The organism is Maridesulfovibrio frigidus DSM 17176 (assembly GCF_000711735.1).
GTDB classification, from domain to species: Bacteria; Desulfobacterota; Desulfovibrionia; order Desulfovibrionales; family Desulfovibrionaceae; genus Maridesulfovibrio; species Maridesulfovibrio frigidus.
Window position 1 is genome coordinate 126,800 of sequence record NZ_JONL01000007.1, and the last position, 21,926, is coordinate 148,725.

18 protein-coding genes are annotated in these 21,926 nt (G+C 41.0%); 8 read left to right on the forward strand and 10 right to left on the reverse strand.

What is annotated here, in order from left to right; translation table 11 throughout:
* Positions 1-58 precede the first annotated feature (58 nt).
* The 7 genes from lysA to xerD all read right to left on the reverse strand — a co-directional run bounded on the left by lysA (position 59) and on the right by xerD (position 9,946).
* Positions 59-1,297, reverse strand: a complete 1,239-nt coding sequence (gene lysA, locus BR06_RS0114150; RefSeq protein WP_031484172.1) for a diaminopimelate decarboxylase — start codon at positions 1,295-1,297, stop codon at positions 59-61.
* Between the two features lie 23 nt (positions 1,298-1,320).
* A complete protein-coding gene (locus tag BR06_RS0114155; RefSeq protein WP_031484174.1) occupies positions 1,321-1,773 on the reverse strand; it encodes a hypothetical protein in 453 nt (150 codons plus the stop codon).
* Positions 1,773-4,415: a DNA mismatch repair protein MutS gene (mutS, locus tag BR06_RS0114160; RefSeq protein WP_031484176.1), complete on the reverse strand. Its 2,643-nt coding sequence runs from the start codon at positions 4,413-4,415 to the stop codon at positions 1,773-1,775. The genes BR06_RS0114155 and mutS overlap by 1 nt, the downstream gene beginning before the upstream one ends.
* A gap of 42 nt (positions 4,416-4,457) precedes the next feature.
* Positions 4,458-5,597 carry a tetratricopeptide repeat protein gene (locus tag BR06_RS0114165; RefSeq protein ID WP_031484179.1) on the reverse strand — a complete coding sequence of 380 codons (1,140 nt, stop codon included), beginning with the start codon at positions 5,595-5,597 and terminating at the stop codon, positions 4,458-4,460.
* Positions 5,598-5,617: 20 nt separating this feature from the next.
* Positions 5,618-5,971 (reverse strand): LapA family protein, encoded by a 354-nt coding sequence (locus BR06_RS0114170; protein WP_031484182.1) that lies wholly within the window; start codon positions 5,969-5,971, stop codon positions 5,618-5,620.
* 374 nt (positions 5,972-6,345) lie between these two features.
* Positions 6,346-9,021: a CBS domain-containing protein gene (locus tag BR06_RS0114175; protein ID WP_031484184.1), complete on the reverse strand. Its 2,676-nt coding sequence runs from the start codon at positions 9,019-9,021 to the stop codon at positions 6,346-6,348.
* A 10-nt stretch (positions 9,022-9,031) separates the two neighbouring features.
* Complete coding sequence (xerD, locus tag BR06_RS0114180; RefSeq protein ID WP_031484186.1) at positions 9,032-9,946, reverse strand: site-specific tyrosine recombinase XerD; 915 nt, start codon at positions 9,944-9,946, stop codon at positions 9,032-9,034.
* Positions 9,947-10,061: 115 nt separating this feature from the next.
* Between xerD and BR06_RS0114185 the strand changes: the two genes are divergently transcribed.
* The 5 genes from BR06_RS0114185 (at position 10,062) to BR06_RS0114205 (ending at position 15,470) form a co-directional block, all read left to right on the forward strand.
* A complete protein-coding gene (locus tag BR06_RS0114185) occupies positions 10,062-11,228 on the forward strand; it encodes an LL-diaminopimelate aminotransferase (RefSeq protein WP_031484188.1) in 1,167 nt (388 codons plus the stop codon).
* Complete coding sequence (gene folK, locus BR06_RS0114190; protein ID WP_084154157.1) at positions 11,225-11,722, forward strand: 2-amino-4-hydroxy-6-hydroxymethyldihydropteridine diphosphokinase; 498 nt, start codon at positions 11,225-11,227, stop codon at positions 11,720-11,722. The genes BR06_RS0114185 and folK overlap by 4 nt, the downstream gene beginning before the upstream one ends.
* Positions 11,723-11,824: 102 nt before the next feature.
* Positions 11,825-12,091, forward strand: a complete 267-nt coding sequence (locus tag BR06_RS0114195; protein WP_031484191.1) for a hypothetical protein — start codon at positions 11,825-11,827, stop codon at positions 12,089-12,091.
* Between the two features lie 118 nt (positions 12,092-12,209).
* Positions 12,210-12,812 (forward strand): transaldolase family protein, encoded by a 603-nt coding sequence (locus BR06_RS0114200; RefSeq protein ID WP_031484193.1) that lies wholly within the window; start codon positions 12,210-12,212, stop codon positions 12,810-12,812.
* A gap of 567 nt (positions 12,813-13,379) precedes the next feature.
* Positions 13,380-15,470, forward strand: a complete 2,091-nt coding sequence (locus BR06_RS0114205) for a tetratricopeptide repeat protein (protein WP_051677113.1) — start codon at positions 13,380-13,382, stop codon at positions 15,468-15,470.
* Positions 15,471-15,604: 134 nt separating this feature from the next.
* Here the strand turns inward: BR06_RS0114205 and BR06_RS0114210 are convergent, their stop codons facing one another.
* Both BR06_RS0114210 and BR06_RS0114215 read right to left on the reverse strand, forming a co-directional pair.
* A complete protein-coding gene (locus BR06_RS0114210; RefSeq protein WP_051677114.1) occupies positions 15,605-16,864 on the reverse strand; it encodes a M20 metallopeptidase family protein in 1,260 nt (419 codons plus the stop codon).
* 34 nt (positions 16,865-16,898) lie between these two features.
* Positions 16,899-17,093 carry a hypothetical protein gene (locus BR06_RS0114215; RefSeq protein ID WP_031484199.1) on the reverse strand — a complete coding sequence of 65 codons (195 nt, stop codon included), beginning with the start codon at positions 17,091-17,093 and terminating at the stop codon, positions 16,899-16,901.
* Positions 17,094-17,222: 129 nt separating this feature from the next.
* Here BR06_RS0114215 and BR06_RS0114220 point away from each other — a divergent pair, with 129 nt between their 5' ends.
* Complete coding sequence (locus BR06_RS0114220; RefSeq protein ID WP_031484201.1) at positions 17,223-17,573, forward strand: DsrE family protein; 351 nt, start codon at positions 17,223-17,225, stop codon at positions 17,571-17,573.
* A 58-nt stretch (positions 17,574-17,631) separates the two neighbouring features.
* Here BR06_RS0114220 and BR06_RS0114225 read toward each other — a convergent pair whose 3' ends face one another.
* Positions 17,632-19,035 (reverse strand): glutamate decarboxylase, encoded by a 1,404-nt coding sequence (locus BR06_RS0114225; protein ID WP_031484203.1) that lies wholly within the window; start codon positions 19,033-19,035, stop codon positions 17,632-17,634.
* A 252-nt stretch (positions 19,036-19,287) separates the two neighbouring features.
* On the opposite strand from BR06_RS0114225, the gene BR06_RS19845 reads away from it, so the two are divergent.
* Together BR06_RS19845 and BR06_RS0114235 are read left to right on the forward strand one after the other, a co-directional pair.
* Positions 19,288-20,667: a bacteriohemerythrin gene (locus BR06_RS19845; protein WP_051677115.1), complete on the forward strand. Its 1,380-nt coding sequence runs from the start codon at positions 19,288-19,290 to the stop codon at positions 20,665-20,667.
* Positions 20,668-20,685: 18 nt separating this feature from the next.
* Positions 20,686-21,867 (forward strand): MFS transporter, encoded by a 1,182-nt coding sequence (locus BR06_RS0114235; RefSeq protein WP_031484205.1) that lies wholly within the window; start codon positions 20,686-20,688, stop codon positions 21,865-21,867.
* The last annotated feature ends 59 nt before the right edge of the window (positions 21,868-21,926 follow it).

A 21,926-nucleotide genomic window follows, 5' to 3' on the forward strand; every position in this document is an offset into this window, starting at 1 on the left:
TTTTATTTAAACAACCTGTAAAAATTGGCGGACCGGCTGAAACCGGCCCGCCAAAGAATTAAGATTCAAGATTAAGAAGATCTTCGTAAGTTTCTCTTCTGCGTGCGATAATAATATCATCGCCATCAACAATAATCTCAGCTGCTCTGAGACGAGAGTTGTAGTTGGACGCCATGGTGAACCCATATGCACCAGCAGAGTAGACCGCAAGCAACTCACCCTGTTTAATTTCAGGAAGCTCACGGTCACGAGCCAAGAAATCACCGGATTCACAAATAGGTCCAACGATGTCTACTTCAACTTTAGGACGGTCATTTTTTACAACTTCAGAAATGTTGTGGAAGGACTGATAAAGCGAAGGACGAATCAAATCATTCATTCCAGCATCTACAATCAAGAAATTCTTAGAAGGAGTGCTTTTAGTGTACACAACTTCGGTAACAAGAATTCCTGCATTACCGGCGATAACGCGCCCGGGCTCGAGAACGATTTTCAAATTCTGTCCTTCGAGAGCTTTAGTTAATGCTTCACCAAATTCTTTAGGATGCGGAGGCTGTTCGTCATCATAAGTGATTCCGAGTCCACCACCAAGGTCGAGATGTTCAATTTCAATGCCCATGTCAGCAAGTTTGCCCTTGAACACAAGAAGTTTATCCAAAGCTTCAAGGAAAGGTTCAATTGTTGTCAACTGAGAACCAATATGACAATCCATGCCGATAGGATCGACGTTTGAAAGAGTTTTCGCGGTTTTGTAAGCTTCAAGAGCTGTATCCATATCGAGGCCAAACTTATTCTTTTTCATTCCTGTTGAAATGTAAGCATGAGTTTTAGGATCCACGTCAGGATTAATACGGAAGCTAATGCGCGCAGTTTTTTTCATTGATGCGGCAACTTCGTTAATTCTGTGCATTTCAGCAACAGATTCAACATTAAACATCAAAATATCAGCTTTAAGAGCTTCTGCAATTTCGTATGCTTTTTTACCAACGCCTGAATAAACTATGCGGCTGGCTGGAACTCCGGCCTTAAGAGCTCTGTAAAGTTCTCCACCAGAAACAATATCCATACCTGCGCCCATTTCAGCTAGAAGCTTAAGCACACTTAAGTTTGAGTTCGCCTTAACAGAGTAGCAGGTGAGGTGATCAAGATCATTAAAAGCAGAATCAAATGCTTCGTAATGTCTGCGAAGTGTTGCAGCGGAATAAACGTAAAGAGGTGTTCCGTATTCTTTAGCAAGTTCAGAGATATTTGCATTTTCTGCGAAAAGTTCATTATTTTTAAATTCAAAATGATGCATGTAAGAAAGACTCCATTTACTAATTAAGGGGTAATTATATATACGTCGGAAATTACAAGTCCGAGGGCTTCGTATGAATTGCGAGCGACCACTCTATAACGATAGGCTTTTGTGGTATCAAGCCCGCATTCGCTGAATACGAAAGTTGAACCGTCTGTTTGTATACCTTCGGAGCCAGGGGTAAAATCCTTACGAATCGCGGGAAAAAAAGGACAGGTTATACATCCTTCGCCGGCTCCGTCGCCATCAGCCTGATATTGAAGAGACAAACTTTGTACATTTTTATAAGCCCCGTCAACCTTAACAACGACCTTAAGACATTCACCGGTTCTGCGGCCTGTCACAGATGAAAGGCTAAACATGTCTTCACTATTTTGCGGAGAAGGCCAGCCCTTAACACCACAACCAGTAGCAGCCAGCATTGCTACAGCCAATACTGCCAACAAAATATGTTTTTTAAATGAAAGTTTTTTCATCAATTATCTCCCAGTGATTTTTTCCACTGATTTAACAAAGTAATAGCTTCTATGGGTGACAATCCATTTACATCAAGATCACGAAGTTCTTTAACTATTTCATGATCTTCAGGTGGAGTATCGTTGTTTTCTTTTGTGCCGGAAGATATCATCCCGGGCAAGATGCTTTGTACAGTAGCCGCGCGGGCCATGGTATGCAAGTTGCTATCTTGTGATTTTTCTTCAAGATTCGCAAGAATTTCCCTAGCGCGAACAACAACAACCTTCGGAACTCCGGCAAGTTTAGCAACTTCAATACCGTAGCTCTTATCAGCTGGTCCCGGAACAAGTCGCCGGAGAAAAAGAATGTCACCTTTCCATTCACGTACAGCAATGTTGAAATTTCTAAGGCCATCGATAACTCCTTCAAGGGAGGTAAGCTCATGGTAATGCGTAGCAAAAAGAGTCCGAATCCCGCCGCGCGCCCTGCGGGAAAGTTCCTCTACCACCGCCCACGCTAAAGCAAGTCCATCAAAAGTAGATGTGCCGCGCCCAATTTCATCAAGGATAACAAGGCTGCGCTTAGATGCCTGACGCAAAATTCTAGCCGTCTCCATCATCTCAACCATGAAAGTGGACTGTCCCTGAGCAAGATTGTCAGATGCGCCAACTCTGGAAAAAACGCGGTCCATAAGCCCAATTCTGCCACTTGAAGCTGGAATATATGATCCCATCTGAGCCAATATTCCCATGAGTGCCACCTGTCTAAGTACAGTAGACTTACCAGCCATATTAGGACCGGTAATCAGCAGGATACGTCGTTTTTCGTCTATGGTCAGATTGTTCGGAATATAGTTCGCAGAACCTTGAACATCCTCAACAACAGGATGCCTGCCTTCCTCGATAACAACTTCCATTCCAGCGTGGACCTCAGGACAAACCCAGCGGTTTACACGCGCAACTTCCGCAAGTCCCTGCCAAAAATCGAGTGCAGCGACTGCGTCCGCCATAAACATAAAGCGACTACGATTTCCGGCAATCTCTTCACGAATGATTTGGAACAGGTTATATTCAAGTTTTTTGCGCTGATCCGAGGCTGAAATAAGTTTCTCTTCAAGTTCTTTGAGCTGAGGACTGATGTACCTTTCACAGTTAACAAGTGTCTGGCGGCGCTCAAAATAATCTGGAACCTGACCTTTGAACGCGTTGGAAATTTCAAAGTAATATCCGAAAACTTTATTATAGCCTATTTTAAGTTTCGGCAGATTACAGCTTTCTTTTTCGTGCTGTAAAAGCTCGGCAAGCTTTGCTTCACCGTGCTCAGTGAGTTCTATAAACTCATCAAGTTCAGCATTATATCCGAGCTTGAAAAGTCCGCCCTCTGTAATAACAGGAGGAGGGGAGTCGACCATGGCCTTCTCAAGAAGATCAGCCACATCGGTCATGGAATCCCACTTTTTAGCAATGGACTTAAGAACCGGCGCAACAATTACAGACTCATCTTGCGTAGTGGATGAAATAGCGTTCTTTAGAAGCTCATGAATTGGAGGTAAAGTTTTAAGACTATATCTCAAACTAATGAAATCTTTAGGATTAGCTCTACCAAGCACTACGCGCGTGGAAAGACGCTCTAAATCATAAACAGTATCCAGAAGCTCACGTATTGTGCCGCGCAATGAATCATTTTCATAAAAAAATGTAACCGCTTTCTGATTCTGATCAATAGGAGATAAGTCACGCCAAGGCTGTTTTAAGCGGGTAGAAAGAAGCCTTCCGCCCATTGGTGTTATGGTTTTATCCAAAACAGCAAGGAGAGTGCCTTTACCTTTTTTACCATCAAGACGCCTGAATAATTCAAGATTGCGCTCAGTAACTTCATCAAGAATCATATACTTAGTCAAACTAAGAGGCCTGAACTCGCCTAAGTGCTTAAGCTCCTGCATCTGCGTTTGGCGTAAATAAGCAATGAGCGCTCCGCAAGCCTGAGTCAGCTGCGGTTTATCTTCAAGATCTAACGATTCAAGGTCTGCAACATTCTGAGATTCAAGAAGATTGTCAGAGGCAGTTTTTAAATTAAAATATCCAGCTGAAGGGGCAGGGGTTATACGGGCTTCGATATCCGCATACTGATTAGGAACAGGCTTACCCTGCTGAAGAATAAGCTCTCTAGGTCCGACTTTTAAAGCCCACTGCCAAAGATCATGTTCATTCTTGCTATGGATTCCACTCCATTGTCCCGTGGAAAAATCCATCCAAGCAAGTCCGCCGGCGGATTTAGATTCATCCCAAATGAGGGCCGCAAGATAGTTATTAGTTTTGGCATTTAAGGTAGAATCTTCAACAACCGTTCCAGGGCTAAAAACCCTCGTTACAGCTCGTTTTACAAGTCCTTTTGCCTGCTTGGGATCTTCTATCTGATCACATAGCGCAACTTTATAACCCTGCTCAAGAAGACGGGATATATACGTTTGCGCGGCATGGTGCGGAACGCCGCACATGGGAGCTTTCAGATCAGAATTAGGATTGCGACAGGTGAGGGATATTTGCAGAGCTCGCGCAGCAATTTCTGCGTCTTCAAAAAAAAGCTCGTAGAAATCTCCCATCCTATAAAAAAGTAGTGAATCAGGATGGTCCTCCTTAATCTGGAGGTACTGCTCGAACATCGGGGTGAGTTTCTGTTTGCTCACAATATTATCGCGTAGGGATTATTGGTTCAGTTCTTTACGGAACGTTATGGAATGCCAGCTGCGGCATCTTGGGCAAACAAAGAAAATTCTATCACGCTTAAATCCACAGCTTGAACAGGTAAACTTTTTAATTTTGTGAGCAATGTTCACAAAAAAATCCAGCTGATTTTTAAACGACGGAGTTAATTGCTGCTGATCTTGCGCAAGATTAAAAAGTTCAAGTCGAGCCAGCCAGAAATTCTGATTCAGTATCAGTGTTTTTTCAAGCCAGACACTTGCTTCTTCCTGATTGTTGCACAGCTGCAAGAGCCTTGCTCCATAATAATGCATGCTCACATCAGGATCGGAACTCTCAATTTCTTCAACCATCACTTCATAAAATGAGATATTCTTCTCACCATCAGAAACAGCAACGCTGGTCGGAGTATCGCCAAAAATTGTAGATTCAGCAAGTAGTCCTTCAACAAGAACAAATCTTAAATGATTTGGTACTTTCTGAAGTGCTTCACGAAATTTTTCACGGAAATCATCAAGCTTGTTATCCTTTTTTAAACGACTGAGGACTAATAACCATGACTCAGTTGAACTAGGATAAATATCTATAGCTTTTTTTAGAATGCGATATGCCGTAGCGTCATCACCATCACTGAAATAATCTTCTGCACATCTGGCGAGGTAGTGCGCTTCCTGAACCGGCTGGTCCAGCTTTGCATGATAATGAGCTGCTTTTTCAAACTCGCGCCCCCGAGCTTCAATTTCAGCAAGCTCGGTCAAAATTTCTGGAGAATCACCAACAATAGCGCGTGCTTTTTCAAAAGCACTTACAGCGCGGTCTAAAAAACCACCACGACTAAAATCTCTACCAAGCTCATAAAGAGCACGAGCTTTGGTGACAGGGGCGAGTCCGGGACGAACAATCAAACTGTTTCTTATCTGTGCGGCACGCTCAATCTCACCTTGTGATCTGTAAAGATTACCAAGGGCAAGATAGATTTCAACAGCCTCAGGTGTATCCTTCACAGCTTTACTTAGTTCATCAATAGCAGCGCGGGTATCTGCAAGACCTGTTTCAGTTTTAGCAATGCCAGACAAATACGACGGCGCCCGATTAACGGACGCCGTCGCTTTTTTCTTCCTGAATAAGTTTAGAAAAGACACTTTAACCTCGTAAATACGAGTTACTGGGCGTTTTCTTCACTTTCTTCTGCGGAGGGATAATTCTGGCCATCAAGTGGCAGGTTGCGAAGTGAATTAACTTCCTGCTCAAGATTAGCCATTTTTGTACGGCAAGTGCGAAGCTGTCCGGAAAGACGAACTTTGTCTGCCATGAAGTAAATTAAGCACAAGAAAGAGCCCGCACAGAATGCCACCAAAATCAAAAGATAGTAAGGCAAAGACTGACTTGTAAATGTGAAATCTAACAAAGACATAGAAAGTACAACTTCCTTAGAGAGCTCAGGGGTATTCTGGATGAAGAACACCATTGATACGAAAAATAAAATAACCAGAGCCAAAACCTTCAAGTAACGCATGAAACCCTCCTTAGTGTTACTACTCGACAAAACTGTCAAACAACGGCTTGAATCTACATATAGTTAAAGCAAGTATGCAAACTGCCGAAGCTTAATCGCATAAAGCTATAAACAACAAAGATTTTACCCAGCACAAAAAACATATCTGTAAAAGAGACAACAAACTTCACAAGGCAGCAATAATAGCACCTCAGCTTTAGACGGTACTTAAATCTTTATAAGCTGAGTTGTGCAATCAGTAAATCAAAATTATAAATATATTTAATCAAAAGTGTGCATGTTCTACACGGGTTACAGCTCAAGGGCAAGGAAAACTCTTTTTTTATTAGACTGGCACAGAACCACTCCATTTCGAGAATAATAAGCACTCAAAACTATGAGTTCTGAGCGACTTCGCTTTCATTTATCAGTTTTTTTACAAATTGAAGTTGCTCATCCCTACCTTTAATAATTGAATCAAGGCACGCAAGTTTAGTGCGGTGCAACAGCTTAGCATATTGAGGACCGGGGATAAGGCCAAGTTCCTTTAAATCATCTCCTGAAATGTCTATTGTTTGCAGCCGGAGGCTCGTCAGGTACTGCGAAATGTACTTTTTAATCATCTCACGCTTAGTTCTTGCCATAATAAACAAAACGCCTTCAAGGGGCACTGGGTGCAAAATTTCGTATATTTCACTTGGCTTAAGTTCTTCACGGATATTCATTATATTTCCAGCTGCCCAGAAAATACTTTCGCGCATATGAACAAATTCTCGTTCCTCAGTTTGCGAGAAACTAAAACGGTGATAAATCTGTTCCATTTTAGCTTTTGTAGTTCCCATGCACATGCCCAGAAAATACGTTTTCCAGATCGAAATGCTCGGTTCAAGATAGAGTAGATTGTACCAACTTATAATAGTTTCAAGCTCTTCGATTACTTGCATGCGGGCTTTTGTTAAGCCAAGGAATGGATGAATAGCCTCAAGAACGCCAAGTTCCCCCATCCGCTTAATACTTGCCACTACTGCGTTTTCTTCGAGAATAAGTTTCAACTCATGAATTAATCTGTAGCCAGATAACTTGTTGAATAAATTAAGCTTGAGAGCGTTTTTAATTAAATTAAAAGTCTGGCCACCGATTCTGAAATTAAATCTCTGCTCAAATCTGATAGCACGCATGATACGGGTAGGATCTTCCACAAAACTTAGGGCATGGAGAACCCTTATAGTTTTATCTTTCAAATCACGCTGAGAACCGAAAAAGTCGACTAGCTTGCCGAAACTTGAGGGGTTTATGTGCACAGCAAGCGCATTAACAGTGAAATCGCGACGGTAAAGATCCATTTTTATAGATGAAAGTTCCACGGTAGGCAGGGCGGCTGGATATTCATAATATTCAAGACGAGCAGTGGCCACATCGACTCTTTGACCATCAGGTAAAATGACCACAGCAGTTTTAAATTTACGATGATATTTAGCACGGCCAGACATTTTTTTAGCTAACTTTTTAGCAAATTCAATTCCATCAGCTTCTACGACTAAATCTAAATCTAAATTTGAGCGAGTAAGCAGTACATCTCTAACAAATCCCCCAACCACATAAGCTTCTGTACCGGATTCTTCCGCCATTTGCCCCGCAGTTTCCAAAATATCAAGGATCTTATTCGTAAGCCTATTCCGCATAATATTGCGAATATTACGCTCTTGTTTATTTTCAGGGAAAAGAGACTCCGGAATCCGCGCAGGATCCTTCACAAGCATATTGATTAAGTCTGTGCGTGTTATAACGGCTAAAACCTTATCATTTTCTACAACAGGCACAAGCCGTTGCTTCTGCCCGAGAATTATCTCCATTACACGGTGAAGCCCACAATCTGTTTTTACAGATGAAAAAGGGTGCTGCATATAAACTTCTACGTCCACATCACCAAGCTGATGGGCAACAGCCTTATCCGCCGTTTTCTGCTCAAGTATCCCGACACAGCGCATATTCTCTAAGCTGTCCACGACAGGTACGCCTTTCAGGCTGAACTGAGTCATGCGCTCAACAGCTTGCAATATTGTCATGTCTCGGGGAATCGCAACAGCAGGCTTCGACATCAAATTTTCAACATTAACTCTAGGCGTAACCTTAGAATATAACATGGCAAAAAGTTCATCCCGAACTTCAGCAAGCGTCCTGTCTTTGATTGTTGCGGAAGCGGCATATGCATGCCCGCCACCACCAAAGTTAGTGCAAATATCTCCCACATCAACATCTTTTACCCTCGACCTCGCAACAAGATGAATACGATCATTCATTCTGCCCAGCGCGAAAAGAACCTTAACATTCTCCATATCCATAAATTTATGAACAAGAACGGAAAAATCACCAACATATTCAGGAGTGCTGATTTCAGAAATGACAATATCAAGATCATTAATAGTATGAGTCTGTGCACCCTCAAGAAGTTTGCTGAGCAATGAAATTTGCTGAGAAGTAAGGTCACGGTGGAGCAGGTCAGTTACGACATCAAGCTCCATTCCAGATTCAAGCAACCATTTTCCAGCTTCAAAATCATGAATGGTGGTCGAGTTGAACATAAAGGACCCAGTGTCTTCATAAAGACCAAGTCCAAGTATTGTTGCTTCTTCCTGAAGAAGTGTAATATTTTTTTTGCGAATTTCGTGGGAAAGAATAGCTACGCTCGAGCCCCATGCTTTTTTTATAATCAATTCAGGTTCAAGATCACAATCCGACTGCATATGATGGTCGTAAACATGAATTCTTAAACCCGGATTATCAAGGATAGACTTAACATGAGTAATCCTGACTTTACGCGAGGTATCAACCACCACGAGAAGTTTTACCGAATCCTTATCAATTTCTTTTAAGTGCTTAAAATTAAAGAAATAGGTAGCACTTTCCATATAGAAATTGCGGAGATTCTTTTCCTGACTACCGGGAAAAATAAGAGTTGCACCGGGATATAATTTTCCGGCAGCAACTATAGCGGCAAGGCAATCAAAATCAGCATTTACGTGACCTGTTATGACTGTTTCAGCCTTTATAAGTTCATCATTTTTAGACATATTTAAATTCTCACATTGCTGAGCGAGGGTGAAAACGTTTATGAAGCTGAACCAATCGTCCAGCCTGGATATGAGTATAAATCTCAGTAGCACTAATGTCAGAATGGCCTAGAAGCAACTGGACTGTGCGCAAATCTGCGCCACCATCAAGCAGATGTGTAGCAAAAGAATGCCTGAAAGTATGTGGAGAAATTGATCTTTTTATACCAGCTTCCAGTGTATATTTTTTGATCATTTTCCAAACACCTTGTCTAGTTAAACCTTTTCCAGAACGGTTTAGAAAAACATTTTTTACTTGCGGATTGAAGGCTGCGCGCCATTCGTTAATGTAATGGTTTAAGAAATCTTGAGCAGCATAGTGAATAGGTACTAGCCGTTCCTTTGACCCTTTACCGAAAATAATAAGAACCCCTGTTTGTGGATCAAAGTCTTCAACCTTTAATCCTATTAATTCAGACACTCTCATTCCAGCAGCATACAACAGCTCAAGCATCACCTTATCTCTGAAACCTAGTTTTGTTGTCAGAATTGGCTTAGCAAGAACATTTGATATTTCTTCCCTTGTAAGGAATACCGGCAATTTCTTAGGAAGTTTTGGGTTTTCAAGTAAAATAGCGGGGTTTTCATTTAAAAATCCACGCGACGTACAAAAAGCAAAAAAACCTCGAAGTGAAGATAAATGGCGCGCAAGTGATGTGCTTTTAAGTGATTTTGATCTTAAATAGGTGAGATAGAGCAATAGAGTCTGGCTTGTTGTCACTTCAATATTTGAGGACCTTTCATCCAAAAACGACTGAAATGATTCCAAATCTCTCAAATATCCATCAAGACTGTTCTCTGAAAGACCTCTTTCTATGAGCAAATACTCAAGATAGCGATCAACCCATTCATGCTTAGGAATTTTATTGTTTTTGTTCTCATTCATATGAATTGATCACTACACGGATGCTTCCGTCTGCTCAAGTTCATTGACAGAGTAAACAAGCCCCATTAAACAGTTCCCATAATAATCAAAAAAAACTTCAAGGAGTATATTAAAAATGCCAGATTTTAAACTTGCCGACAGGATTGCAACTCTTCCACCTTATCTCTTCGCAGAGATCGACAGACTTAAAGCAGAAGTAGCTGCAAAGGGCGTAGATATTATCAGCCTTGGTATCGGCGATCCAGATCTTCCAACTCCTCAGTTCATAATTGATGCACTCTACGAAGCTGCTAAACGTCCTGAAAATCACCAGTATCCTTCATATGTTGGAATGCTGTCTTTCCGTGAAGCTGTTGCACAGTGGTACAAAGAAAGATTTAATGTTGAACTTGATGCTAAAAGTGAAGTTGTCAGCTTGATCGGTTCTAAAGAAGGTATTGCTCATTTCCCACTCGCATTTGTTAATCCGGGTGACCTTGTCCTCGTAGCTTCTCCGAACTACCCAGTTTACCCCGTTGCAAGTAGCTTTGCCGGCGGCGTAGTTGAAATGATCCCACTTCTCGAAGAAAATGACTTCCTGCCTGACCTTGATTCAATTGATGCGGCAACTTGGGATAAAGCAAAAGTTTTCTTCATCAACTACCCAAACAACCCAACATCAGCGACTGCAACTCCTGAATTTTTTGCAAAAATTGTTGATATTGCACATAAACATAATGTAATCATCGTTCAGGACGCGGCTTACACCGAAGTTTATTATGATGAAAATAAAAAGCCTATATCTATTTTAGAGACTCCTGGCGCAAAAGACGTTGCTATAGAATTTCACTCCCTATCTAAGACATACAATATGACTGGATGGCGCTGCGGAATGGCAGTAGGTAACGCAACTTTGGTTGGTGGGCTTGGTAAAGTTAAGGAAAACGTCGACTCAGGTATTTTCCAGGCTGTACAGGAAGCAGGCATTATTGCTCTTCAGCAGGGTGAGCCTTATGTTAAAGAATTCCGTAAAATTTACAAAGAACGCCGCGATGTAGTTGTTGAGGCTTTGCAGAAAATTAATATTTCCTGCAAGGTACCTGAAGCATCTATTTTTGTTTGGGCTAGAACTCCGGAAGGTTACACTTCATCCGAGTTCGTTTCCAAACTTCTCCAAGAAACCGGCGTAGTAGTAACTCCCGGTAATGGCTTTGGAGAATCTGGAGAAGGATATTTCCGCATCTCACTAACGGTCGACACCGAAAGACTCAAGGAGGCAGTATCACGGATTTCCCAACTATAAAGGTTTTCGTCAGCCTTGGCTCAAACATCGGGGATACCGATGAAAATTTGAATGAAGCAGTGGCGAGACTTGAAAAATACGAAGGCATTGATCCAGTCGTCTGGTCGGAAATTTATATGACCGAACCTCAGGGACTGAAAGATCAAGCGTGGTTTGCAAATCAGGTTGTTCGTTTTGCTGTAGATCCAGAACTTTGGTCTCCGCACGGCTTTCTTTCAACGCTCCAAGCGGTGGAAGGGCAGATGCAACGAGTAAAAAAACAAATTAACGGTCCACGGATCATTGATTTAGATTTGATCTTATTCGGAGACGAAGTAATAGAGAGTGGAGAATATCTGACTGTTCCGCATTCGCGTGCAAAGGATCGGGCATTTGTTCTTCATCCGCTGGCAGAACTTGAGTCGGAACTGAGCTTCCCTGATGGGACCAAAGTTTCCGAAGCTTTAGATAAAATCGATTACCGCATTGAAGGTAAAAAGATTTATCAGAATTAATACGAGGTCATGTCTAAAAGTTGCATAAACTTTCAGGCATGACCTTTAAATTTCAAGCCCTTAAGAATAAATCTAATGGGCAAAATTAAGGTGGAACTGGATATGCTTAAGTTTGTTGTAATTGGTGCGGCTCTTTTTATTATGTGGAAATTGTTCACCGGAGAAAAACGAAATAAGCAGAATCAAGAGAGTAAGCAGCAGGATAAGAAAGTTAAGGCCGGAGAAATGGTTAAAGACCCTATCTGCGGAACTTACGTTCAGAAAGATAGCGACATACGCGTAAAAAACGGCGAAAACGTTGAATGCTTTTGTTCATATGAATGCCGTGACAAATACATCAAACGCATCGAATCTGATAGCGGCGAATAACCAGCCAGACTTTCATCATAGTAGTCTTTTTTGCACCCTTTCAGCTGTAACGGCTCAAAGGGTGCTCTTTTATGGTTTGTATCTTTTATTTTAGTAGAGATGAAAAGGGGAGAGCGGTATGCAAATTTTTCTGGAACCAATGACAACAGATGAAGTCACTAAGGCTCTCGATTATAGGTTAATTGACGGAGTAAATCTGCGCTCAGATCTAGAAATTCAAGATCCGCATTCTTTTGATACAGCTGTAAGAGACATTGCCAAAATAATGAATGGCCCCGTATTTGTTTCTATAACAGGTTCCACTGCTGATGAAATGCTAGAATCCGCTAGGATAACGCTCAAATTAGGCCCCAACGTTGTTTTAAAAGTTAAAGCTAACCTTGAAGGTCTCAAAACATTAAAAACTCTTTCAGAGCAAGATATAAGCGTAAACATGACTTCAATAGAAAACCCTGTTCAAGCTGCAATGGCATTAAGAGCAGGTGCGAAGTTCGTGACGATTTGCAATAAAAAAACAGACACAGACAAATGCGACACATTTGCACTCATTAATAATACTGCTCAAATATTTAATACCGAGCAAAACAAAGTCCCAATTATCGTATCTGGTTTTGAATCAGTACTGACTGACAGCAACAAAGTGACCGAAGCAATCAAAGCCGGTGCAAATTCAATTTCGGTTTCATATGAGTTGCTAATCGGATTAGCTCAAAACCAATAGTTCTAAATTAGCAAAAAATTCGTTTAAGAAAACCAGTTCATATTGAAGACAGGTTCCCAGAATAACGTCTGAGCACGAATTAAGTGCAATCCATATTCATCCTCATATTCGCGAATAAGACCAGTCCCAAGTCACTAAATGAGCTTCAAGCTAAGAAATGTAGTGTTTTAGCATAATTTTGATCTCTAATTTACACTTAAGGTCTAAATGTTTGTAATAATTAACTTTATACGAGTGTCTCATAATGTAAATTATGTAAACTTTGAAAATAATCTAATCGACAAGCGTCACGCATTGCCGATTATGTCACTTTATATCGATAACTTACCGATAGATTTAGTGTTAAATTAAAGGAGTTTATACATTGTCGATCATTGCTTAAGGCTGAAACTAAAAGCGAATACTCTCAAAAACACCCACCACATCCATTTTCATTGAAAATATGACCATAGACACCAAAGTTGAAAATAAAACGGACAGAGTGTTTGCCTCTTTGCGTGGTTTTCTTTATCTACTTTGGTGAATGTATTTTCTGCTATTAACCAATTTTGAATAAATGAGGATTTCATGATTTCAATTTTATCTACCTATAAATTTCGTTCGTCAGCTCTTGCTCTAGTCATTTTGATTTTAGCAACCACAACATCATTTGCTGCCAGCTCAAAGAAAAATGAATCTTTTGATTCATGGCTTGAAAAATATGGTGCGTGGGACATTTTAGAGCAAAATTATTCAGGAAGCGGAGATTCTCCTGAATTGATTATTAAGCGAGCTCAAACTGCATATAACCTTGGAAGATATTCCGCTTGCATGAATATTTTACAAGGGACCCCTGCTTTTGACGACAAAACACTTGAAACATCCAGGCTTTGGCTTGGTGGTCAAACTCAGCGCGCTCTAGGTGATCCGGTCAAAAGCGTCATCTGGTTCAGTCAGGCTGCCAGACTTATGGACCAAGGTGCAATGACAAGCCAATTCAAGAATGAACCTAACTTGAAAAACGTCTGGTTTGATGTCTGGCGTTCAATGTTTTGGAGCGCTCAAGTAACCTCAGGTTCTGCTCGCGAAGCTCAAAACATGATTCTTACTCAATCCTTTGAGCAGGCTGAAAAGGTTTGGCCCACTACTTACTTCGTAGTCAATACAAAGCCCGACTTTGCAAAATCCGTTGAAAAAGGACTTAACTTCAAACCTGCTCAGCTTAATTCTACCATTATTAATGATGGTGACCGCGAGCTGATCGCGATGTCTATTGCTGCTTCCAGCCTTGGCGAATGGAATAAATCCAAATCCATACTTAATGATGTAAGCAATTCCACAGTTCAGACTTTTTGGACATCTGTAACCACTTACCTCGAAACAGGAATGAATTCCAACGCAACCAACATTTTTTACAATGAGAATTTTGTATGTGCCTCCGCGTTTTTAGAGGCGGGAGTTCTTGAACCAGCTTTTAAGTCCCCTACCCTATGGAAGATGGCAGCTCCAGCATCACCGGCATGGACAACTTTCCGTAACAAACTGATGTCCATGACACCGGAAGAAGCTCTTGAAACCATTGACCGTGAGACCGGATCACTCCTTTTATCAGATGATCTTGTTAGCGCATTACAAAATTACAAACTGGCATTTGCCTTTTTAACAGGCGATATGGATCTGACACAAAAGATCTGGTCTGAACTTGATTCAAATTTACTGCCAATCAGCTTGAGAATAGCAGCAGGAATTGTATTTAAACCTGATTTTTCAAAAATACTTTCCAAAGACGACTCAGGGCAAGATTCCCACTTGTTCATTATATCAGGACTTTGCGGAGCTGCCGGCATTGATTACTTTAACGATATCTATGCACCTTTCTGGACTCCTCTTTCTGGAAACACTTTTAACAACCAAGTGAATGATAAGCCGCTGGATAGACTCCTTTTATTCTCTGAACTTGCGCAAAATGCAGCTAAAAAAATGGATATGAATATATCACGCAGATGTGCGTACCTTTTTCCGCACTCTAAACTTGGAGCACAAAGCTTCATTTATTTAGCAGAAAAAGCGGCACAAAATAGAGATTTCAAGCTCTCAGCTTTTTACCTTAAAAGAGTTGATCCCAACGAATTCGGCCCTGAAATGCATTTGAAATGGCTAATCGCAGCCGTTGAATATGACTTAGCTGTAGGTAATGAAACTAAGGCTCTCAAAGCGTACAATGAGATTCTAAGTTCCGGAGGCGCCCTACCTCCAGAAAAAGAACTCAAACTTGCTCTTTTGATTCAGCAGAAAGGCGACCTAAAAAAAGCTCAAGCGATACTTGAAAGAATCTGGTCCAACCGTGATTCTTTAAATGATGAGCTTAAAGCTGAGATTTTATTTTGGATAGCAGAGGGAGAGCAAGCTACTGGAAACAAGGAAGAAGCTTTGAAAAATTATCTTGAGCTAGCTTATAAATTTCCAGCACAAAATATTTGGGCGGTAACAGCAATGTACCGTGTCTCCATGATTTATGAGCGTAAAGGACAGTTCGAAACTGCCAAACGCTTTTTGAATACGGTAATTAAAAGGGCCGATAGAAAAGCACAAAAAGAAGCTGCAAAGGCAAGGCTTAATGCCATTGATACTAAGCTGGCAAAAGCTGGAGCCGGAAAAGGAGCCTCTTTTCCTTTTTAACTGATATAAGGATTTAAGCACTAAACTTAGCTCCCCAAAATATTCGAGTCCAAACAAAACAGCCTGCATAACCATTATGCAGGCTGCTCTTTTTTATCAGACTAATTTTAAAAAATATTATCTTTATGTTCCGTTTATACAGAACTCAAAACTTTAATTGTCGCTGCCACCATCGTAGTGACTGCTGTAGATATCGTAGATTCTGGCGGAGGAAGAAATTTGCTATTATGAAGACCGGGCACCGTTATTCCGGTTGAGTGAAATAAGTCCATGTCGGAAGGAGATGTTGCTCCAGCAAAAAACAGGCAACAGGGAATCCCGTTCAAAGTTGCTTTCCTGAAAAGAGCGAAATCTTCACTACCCATAACCTTATTCGGTTCTGAAAGATTCCTCTCACCCAAATGTTCAACCACTACAGATCTCACTATACCAGTGAGGTCCTTATCATTTATAGTTGCGGGAACCTCATCAGAATCATTAAGCTCTATTATCGGAAGTAAGTTTTCGGGAAGATCCATGGCAAGAGCTTCATGTTTGCAAATGCGCTTGATGGAATCTAATATCCGATTTCGACTATCTGAATCAAAAAATCTGGTTGTGACTTCCATCACCACTTCTTCAGGAATAATATTCGATCTTGTTCCGCCATGAATTGATCCGACCGTAACTACTGCCGGATTTAACGGGCTGATCTCGCGGCTAACTATAGTCTGTAAAGAAGTCACTATTCTTGCCGCAAGTACTATCGGGTCACGGGCTTCCTGGGGAAATGCCCCATGCCCCCCTACTCCGCGAACAATAATTTTAAGCTGAAAAGTACCCGCCATAATTGGACCGGAGCGCACCGCGATTGATCCACTCAAAATAGTAGGGAAAACATGCATGGCTAAACAGAAATTTGGAACACCGCATTTTTCGAATAGCCCGTCATCAAGCATGTCCTTTGCGCCAGACATTGATTCTTCAGCCGGCTGCCCCACAAAAAGTACTCTACCTTTCCAAGCATCCTTCATCTGTGAAATAATTTTTGCAGCCCCGACAAAGACAGTCATGTGAATATCATGACCACAACCATGCATAACACCACAGGATCTTCCTGATCCATCAACAGTTTTAACTGTGCTAGCATACTCAGCGCCAGAAGTTTCAACAATTGGCAAAGCGTCCATGTCAGTGCGAATCATGACTGTCGGACCTTCTCCATTTTCAAGTATGCCAGCAATTCCGAAACCACCAATATTTCGAATGACTTCTATGCCGCACGCCTCTAAATGATCAGCCAATAGTGAAGACGTCTTCTCTTCAAAACATGAAAGTTCAGGATTTGCATGCAGACGCTTATAGAGCGCAACCAAAGAATCCAGCTCTAGCTGGACAAGATTGTTTAAAGTCATGCAGTTGAAATTCCCATAAAATTTAACAAAAAAACTACTCTTTTTCGCGACCAGAGTTTAATGCTGCAACTTCAGTTTGAGCGCGCTTTTTAGCATCTTCAATAAGTGGATGTAAAAGAGCTACTATACTGCGAACATTAAGATTTTCAGCTTCTTTTGAACAAAGCAGCACATCAAGCGCATCAAGACCGTGAAAAATATAATCTACACTCTTTTTAACATCGCTCATCTATATCTCCTCAAATAAAAATTATGTACTTAAAAACATCAAAATAGTATTGATAGCATGTACTGATGTCTATGAATAATTGTTCTTTTTTAGATATAATCTACAACTTTTATGAATAAGGATATCAAAATGAGTTACAAAGTCGTTTTTCATATTGATTGGGATGATGATAAGATTTTGAACATGGCACTTGGTAATATTGAAAACTTAATTAAAGATCCATCAGCAACGGATTCTGAAATACACCTAGTTTCAAATGGAAATTCTGTTCGCCTTTTTAGAACTGAATTCTGCGAAGAAAATATTTCCAGAATCCGGTCGCTTCATTCAAACGGAGTCAGATTTTGCCTCTGTAGTAATTCACTAATAAAACTTCATTTCAAACGAGAAAACATGATCGAGATATGTGAAGTTGTGCCCGCAGGAATCATCGAATTATGCAAACTGCAAGCCGCTGGTTGTGCATATATAAAACCATAACCGTTGGTTATAAAAAAAGCCGGACCATTACAGATCCGGCTTAATAACAACTATTTATTTAGCACTGTTTTAGAGTGTTTTTATTGCTTTTTTTCGCAGAGTGATCATCTGTTTGCAAGTATTCCAGTATCCGGCGCATATCTTCCATGAAAAGATGAGCCATATCCATGCTCATTCCTTCTTTAACGACTATTCGCAGAACTTTATCGTCTTCGCAGTTTTCAGGCATAGTATATGCCGGAACCAGCCATCCTCGATGTCGGAGCATTTCAGAAATACGGAAAACATCAAAATCAGCATCTACATCCCGCCTGATGCGGAAAGTAATAAGTGGCATGTGTAACTGTTTAATAAGACTTTGGAATACTCCAGTTTCTTCAAGCTCTTCTTTAAGAAACTCCGCCGTATCCATGCATGACTGCAAAATGCGGGTGTACCCTTCTTTACCTAACCGTATGAAATTATAGTACTGTGCTATAATCTGATTCCCGGGACGAGAGAAATTAAGTGCGAAGGTTGGCATTTCACCACCAAGATAATTAACACGGAAAACCAAGTCTTCCGGCAATTCTTCAGAATCACGCCAGATTGCCCAACCAACACCGGGGTAAACCAATCCATACTTATGGCCCGATACGTTAATCGATTTTACCCACTTGAGTCTGAAATCCCATTCGAGATCGGGAGTAAGGAAGGGAGCTATAAATCCACCGCTTGCAGCGTCAACATGCAAAGGAATTTCATATCCAGTTTCAGCGTTGAATTTATCAAGCGCATCGTTATATTCTTTTACCGGCTCAAATTCGCCAGTATGAGTCGTCCCCAGAATTGCGACAACACCGATGGTATTTTCATCACAGGCTTCTAAGACATCTTTAGTCTTCATACTATAGTGACCTTCGGAAACTGGCACTAAACGCGGCTCGACCTCCCAATATCGACAAAATTTTTCCCAGCAAACCTGAACACTCGAGCTAATAACCATATTTGGTTTATCAGTGGGCTTCCCTTTCGCTTTCATGCGATCACGCCATTTCCACTTTAATGCCATTCCACAAAGCATTGCGGCTTCGCTCGATCCTGTAGTTGAACAACCACAAGTATCATTTTCATCCGGCCCATTAAAAAGCTCTGATAAAATATGAACGCACCGCTCTTCAAGCTCAGCGGTTTGCGGGTATTCATCTTTATCAATCATATTTTTGTCAAAAGTTTCGGTCATAAGCTGCCGCGCTTCATCTTCCATCCAAGTGGTGACAAAGGTAGCAAGGTTTAATCTGGAATTACCATCCAACATCAATTCATCCTTAACTAAAGCATATGCATGCCTTGGATCGATGCTGCCCTCCGGCATGGAATATTTAGGGATCGGATCTTCTAAGTCACGCGAACCATAAATAGGCATGATAAAATTCTTCTTATTGCCCTTATCTTTTTTCTTTTTTTGAACTTTATGTATCATTAGTTAGCTCCTTATTTAATTGGTAAGTTGAAAAATAACGTTTATGAACTTTTCTTACACTTCATGAGCTGAATCAATTTAATTTAGATATAAACATATTGGAATATCCGGTGCAAGATCATTGCGGAACAAAGATTATATTTATATAGCGCTAAGGAATTAATATTCGATAATTATCATTTTCATTATGTGCGAACTTGTTTAAATTGATTTGAGTTTTCAAAACCCAATTAACTTTTACTTAATGAATAAATGACACCCAAAACACGCCCTCACTTACAACTACTTATTGCCATCTTACTCGTTTTACTAGTTGGAACGGCAGGATACCTACTGCTTGAAGATGGATGGACTGTACTTGACGCCCTCTACATGACGGTTATCACCATCACGACTATCGGTTATGGTGAAGTGCATACTCTTTCAACAGCCAGTCGAATTTTCACTATTATACTAATTTTTACAGGCCTCGGTGTCGCAGCTGTATTTGCTACGCAACTGGCTAAAATGATAGTGCAATCCGGAATAAAAAACTTATACGAGAAACGCAAAATGAACGAAAAAATAAACAATCTCAAATCACACACCATTATTTGCGGTTATGGCCGTATAGGAAGGTCCATCAGCCTGAAACTTTTTGAGCTTGGACTGGATTTTGTTGTTTTGGATACAAACGAAGAAAGATTGAGCGAAGCGGAACAACGTGGATACTTAACCATGCACGGAGACGCCGCAGTAGATGGAGTTCTGCTTTCAGCAGGTATTGGTCGGGCTGAATACATTGTGCTCTGCATTAATAATGATGCGGACAATATTAATATTGCATTGGCTTCACGCGAACTTAATTCAGACATATTCGTTGTAGCAAGAGGGACTGACCCAACAATTGAATATAGAATGTTAAGAGCAGGAGCGAACACAGTAGTCTACCCTATGACTCTCGGAGGCGAGCAGATCGCACACATCCTAGCTCGCCATGCAGGTGTTGCCCCTGCGGACAATAAAAGCACCGCCGGTCATGACGTAATGGGATACAGCCTTAAAATATTTCCATACTTAGAAGATGAGCCGCTCAAAGTTGCGGAAGCTCTCAAACGGACAAATTCCCCAAAAGCGCTGGTATTACACCGCGTTGATGGAGAAGACGTAGAAGATCCTGATGCAAATGAAGTGCTGGAGCATGGTGATTCACTTTTAGTTCTAGTGCGTTGCGAGAAATCCACTAAAACTAATATTAAAAAAAACGTAACTTGGTCGGAAGATTTATTGCTGGGCATCCCCTCAATTGACGCAGAACACCGAGTGCTTGTTAAATACGCAGAAGATTTCCAAAAGGCTGTTAACAATGGTCAGGAAGGCGAAGCCATTGCAAGGTTATTCGACAGACTACTGGAATATACCACAAGCCATTTTGCCAGAGAAGAAGGATTCATGCAGAAGCGTGGATATCCTGATATTGAAATTCATATGAAAGAGCATAGACGCATCACAAGAGAAGTGATGGAGCTAAACCGAGACAAACGGTACGTTTTCTCAGAAAGCGTTGACAAGTTTCTGCAAGACTGGATTATCACACATATTAATCATACTGATCGGAAGTATGTTAAGTTTATGTTAGAGAATAAGAAATAGTATGAGTGAATACGCACTATGAATAAAAATTCACTTATTACGACAAGCTTTCTTTTAATCTGCGGGATTGTATTTCTGATTGTTTGTAATGCGGCTGTTTACTTCAGTCTGCATGTTTATTTGCTGGGTATGGGTTTTACAGATAGTAAGTCTGGCTTAATTATTGGACTTTATGCCATGGCAGGCATGATCATGTACGGATTCATGTCTAGCTACATCAGAAGAGATAACGCTTTCAAAGCCATGACTCTCGGGATTGTTTTGATGTTCGTCAGCGGCAATGGTTTTTTGTTCGTTGATTCCTTCGGGGGACTGGCTACACTGAGACTTATGCAAGGAATTGGGGGCTTCTTTCTATTTGCCCCGTGCACAGCGCTACTTGTGTCGATCATCCCCAAAGGAAAAGAAGGGTCTGCTTTTAGTATATATTCGGCCGCCCTCCTACTGCCATACTCACTATTGCCCCTCCTATCAGATATTCTTATGCCATATGTGAAAGATTCAACCTGGCTCTATGCCGGAACAGCGTGGCTTATGCTGCCAGTAAGTTTCGCGGTACTGTATCTTAGAAAAAAAATAGTTTCGCAAGACGTGAATGCATCCAAGCTTAACCGATTGGGCGCAAAGGATTCTTTTTCCAATCTGCTTACACCGACCATTATGGGCGCCCTGTTGACCAACTTTTTTTACTTCATGGTCTTCACTAGCGTTTTCTTTTTGTTCCAAAACTTTGCGCTTTCCAGAGGTATCAAAAATTCCGGCATATATTTTACCGTTCAAATGGGTGTCATGATCGCTATTCGTTTGGGAGCGAACAATATTTTCAATTTGACTAATCCTAAGATTTTGATAACCACGGCAATGCTCATCACTAGTGCAAGTCTGGCAACACTCATAATGCTTAATGACGCGAAATGGCTTATACCTATGGCGGTCATGTTCGGACTGGGAATGGGACTCTGCACTCCACCACTTAATGCATTGCTATATCTAAGCAGTGATTCTAAATTTCGAGCTTTCAATGCAAATATGATGGTTCTAACTATCCATTGCGGATCTTTTTTCGGCCCATTCATGGGTAGCCGCATCGTAGAAAAAACCGGTTACAACTTTTTCCTAATGTCAGCAGCAATTTTAACATTTATTGTGGGCATTTGTTTTATGGTTTTAGTTCCCATTACTAAAGATAAAGCTGCATAGTTTTTTAACAACCACACTCATTCCAAAGAACACAAAAAAGCCGCAGCTTTTGCAAGCTG

Excerpts from the sequence above, each read along its gene's own strand:
- lysA (WP_031484172.1), bottom strand. The coding sequence starts at position 1,297 with ATGCATCATTTTGAATTTAAAAATAATGAACTTTTCGCAGAAAATGCA.
- BR06_RS0114155 (WP_031484174.1), bottom strand. The coding sequence starts at position 1,773 with ATGAAAAAACTTTCATTTAAAAAACATATTTTGTTGGCAGTATTGGCT.
- mutS (WP_031484176.1), bottom strand. The coding sequence starts at position 4,415 with ATGTTCGAGCAGTACCTCCAGATTAAGGAGGACCATCCTGATTCACTA.
- BR06_RS0114170 (WP_031484182.1), bottom strand. The coding sequence starts at position 5,971 with ATGCGTTACTTGAAGGTTTTGGCTCTGGTTATTTTATTTTTCGTATCA.
- BR06_RS0114175 (WP_031484184.1), bottom strand. The coding sequence starts at position 9,021 with ATGTCTAAAAATGATGAACTTATAAAGGCTGAAACAGTCATAACAGGT.
- xerD (WP_031484186.1), bottom strand. The coding sequence starts at position 9,946 with ATGAATGAGAACAAAAACAATAAAATTCCTAAGCATGAATGGGTTGAT.
- BR06_RS0114185 (WP_031484188.1), top strand. The coding sequence starts at position 10,062 with ATGCCAGATTTTAAACTTGCCGACAGGATTGCAACTCTTCCACCTTAT.
- BR06_RS0114195 (WP_031484191.1), top strand. The coding sequence starts at position 11,825 with ATGCTTAAGTTTGTTGTAATTGGTGCGGCTCTTTTTATTATGTGGAAA.
- BR06_RS0114200 (WP_031484193.1), top strand. The coding sequence starts at position 12,210 with ATGCAAATTTTTCTGGAACCAATGACAACAGATGAAGTCACTAAGGCT.
- BR06_RS0114205 (WP_051677113.1), top strand. The coding sequence starts at position 13,380 with ATGATTTCAATTTTATCTACCTATAAATTTCGTTCGTCAGCTCTTGCT.
- BR06_RS0114210 (WP_051677114.1), bottom strand. The coding sequence starts at position 16,864 with ATGACTTTAAACAATCTTGTCCAGCTAGAGCTGGATTCTTTGGTTGCG.
- BR06_RS0114215 (WP_031484199.1), bottom strand. The coding sequence starts at position 17,093 with ATGAGCGATGTTAAAAAGAGTGTAGATTATATTTTTCACGGTCTTGAT.
- BR06_RS0114220 (WP_031484201.1), top strand. The coding sequence starts at position 17,223 with ATGAGTTACAAAGTCGTTTTTCATATTGATTGGGATGATGATAAGATT.
- BR06_RS0114225 (WP_031484203.1), bottom strand. The coding sequence starts at position 19,035 with ATGATACATAAAGTTCAAAAAAAGAAAAAAGATAAGGGCAATAAGAAG.
- BR06_RS19845 (WP_051677115.1), top strand. The coding sequence starts at position 19,288 with ATGACACCCAAAACACGCCCTCACTTACAACTACTTATTGCCATCTTA.
- BR06_RS0114235 (WP_031484205.1), top strand. The coding sequence starts at position 20,686 with ATGAATAAAAATTCACTTATTACGACAAGCTTTCTTTTAATCTGCGGG.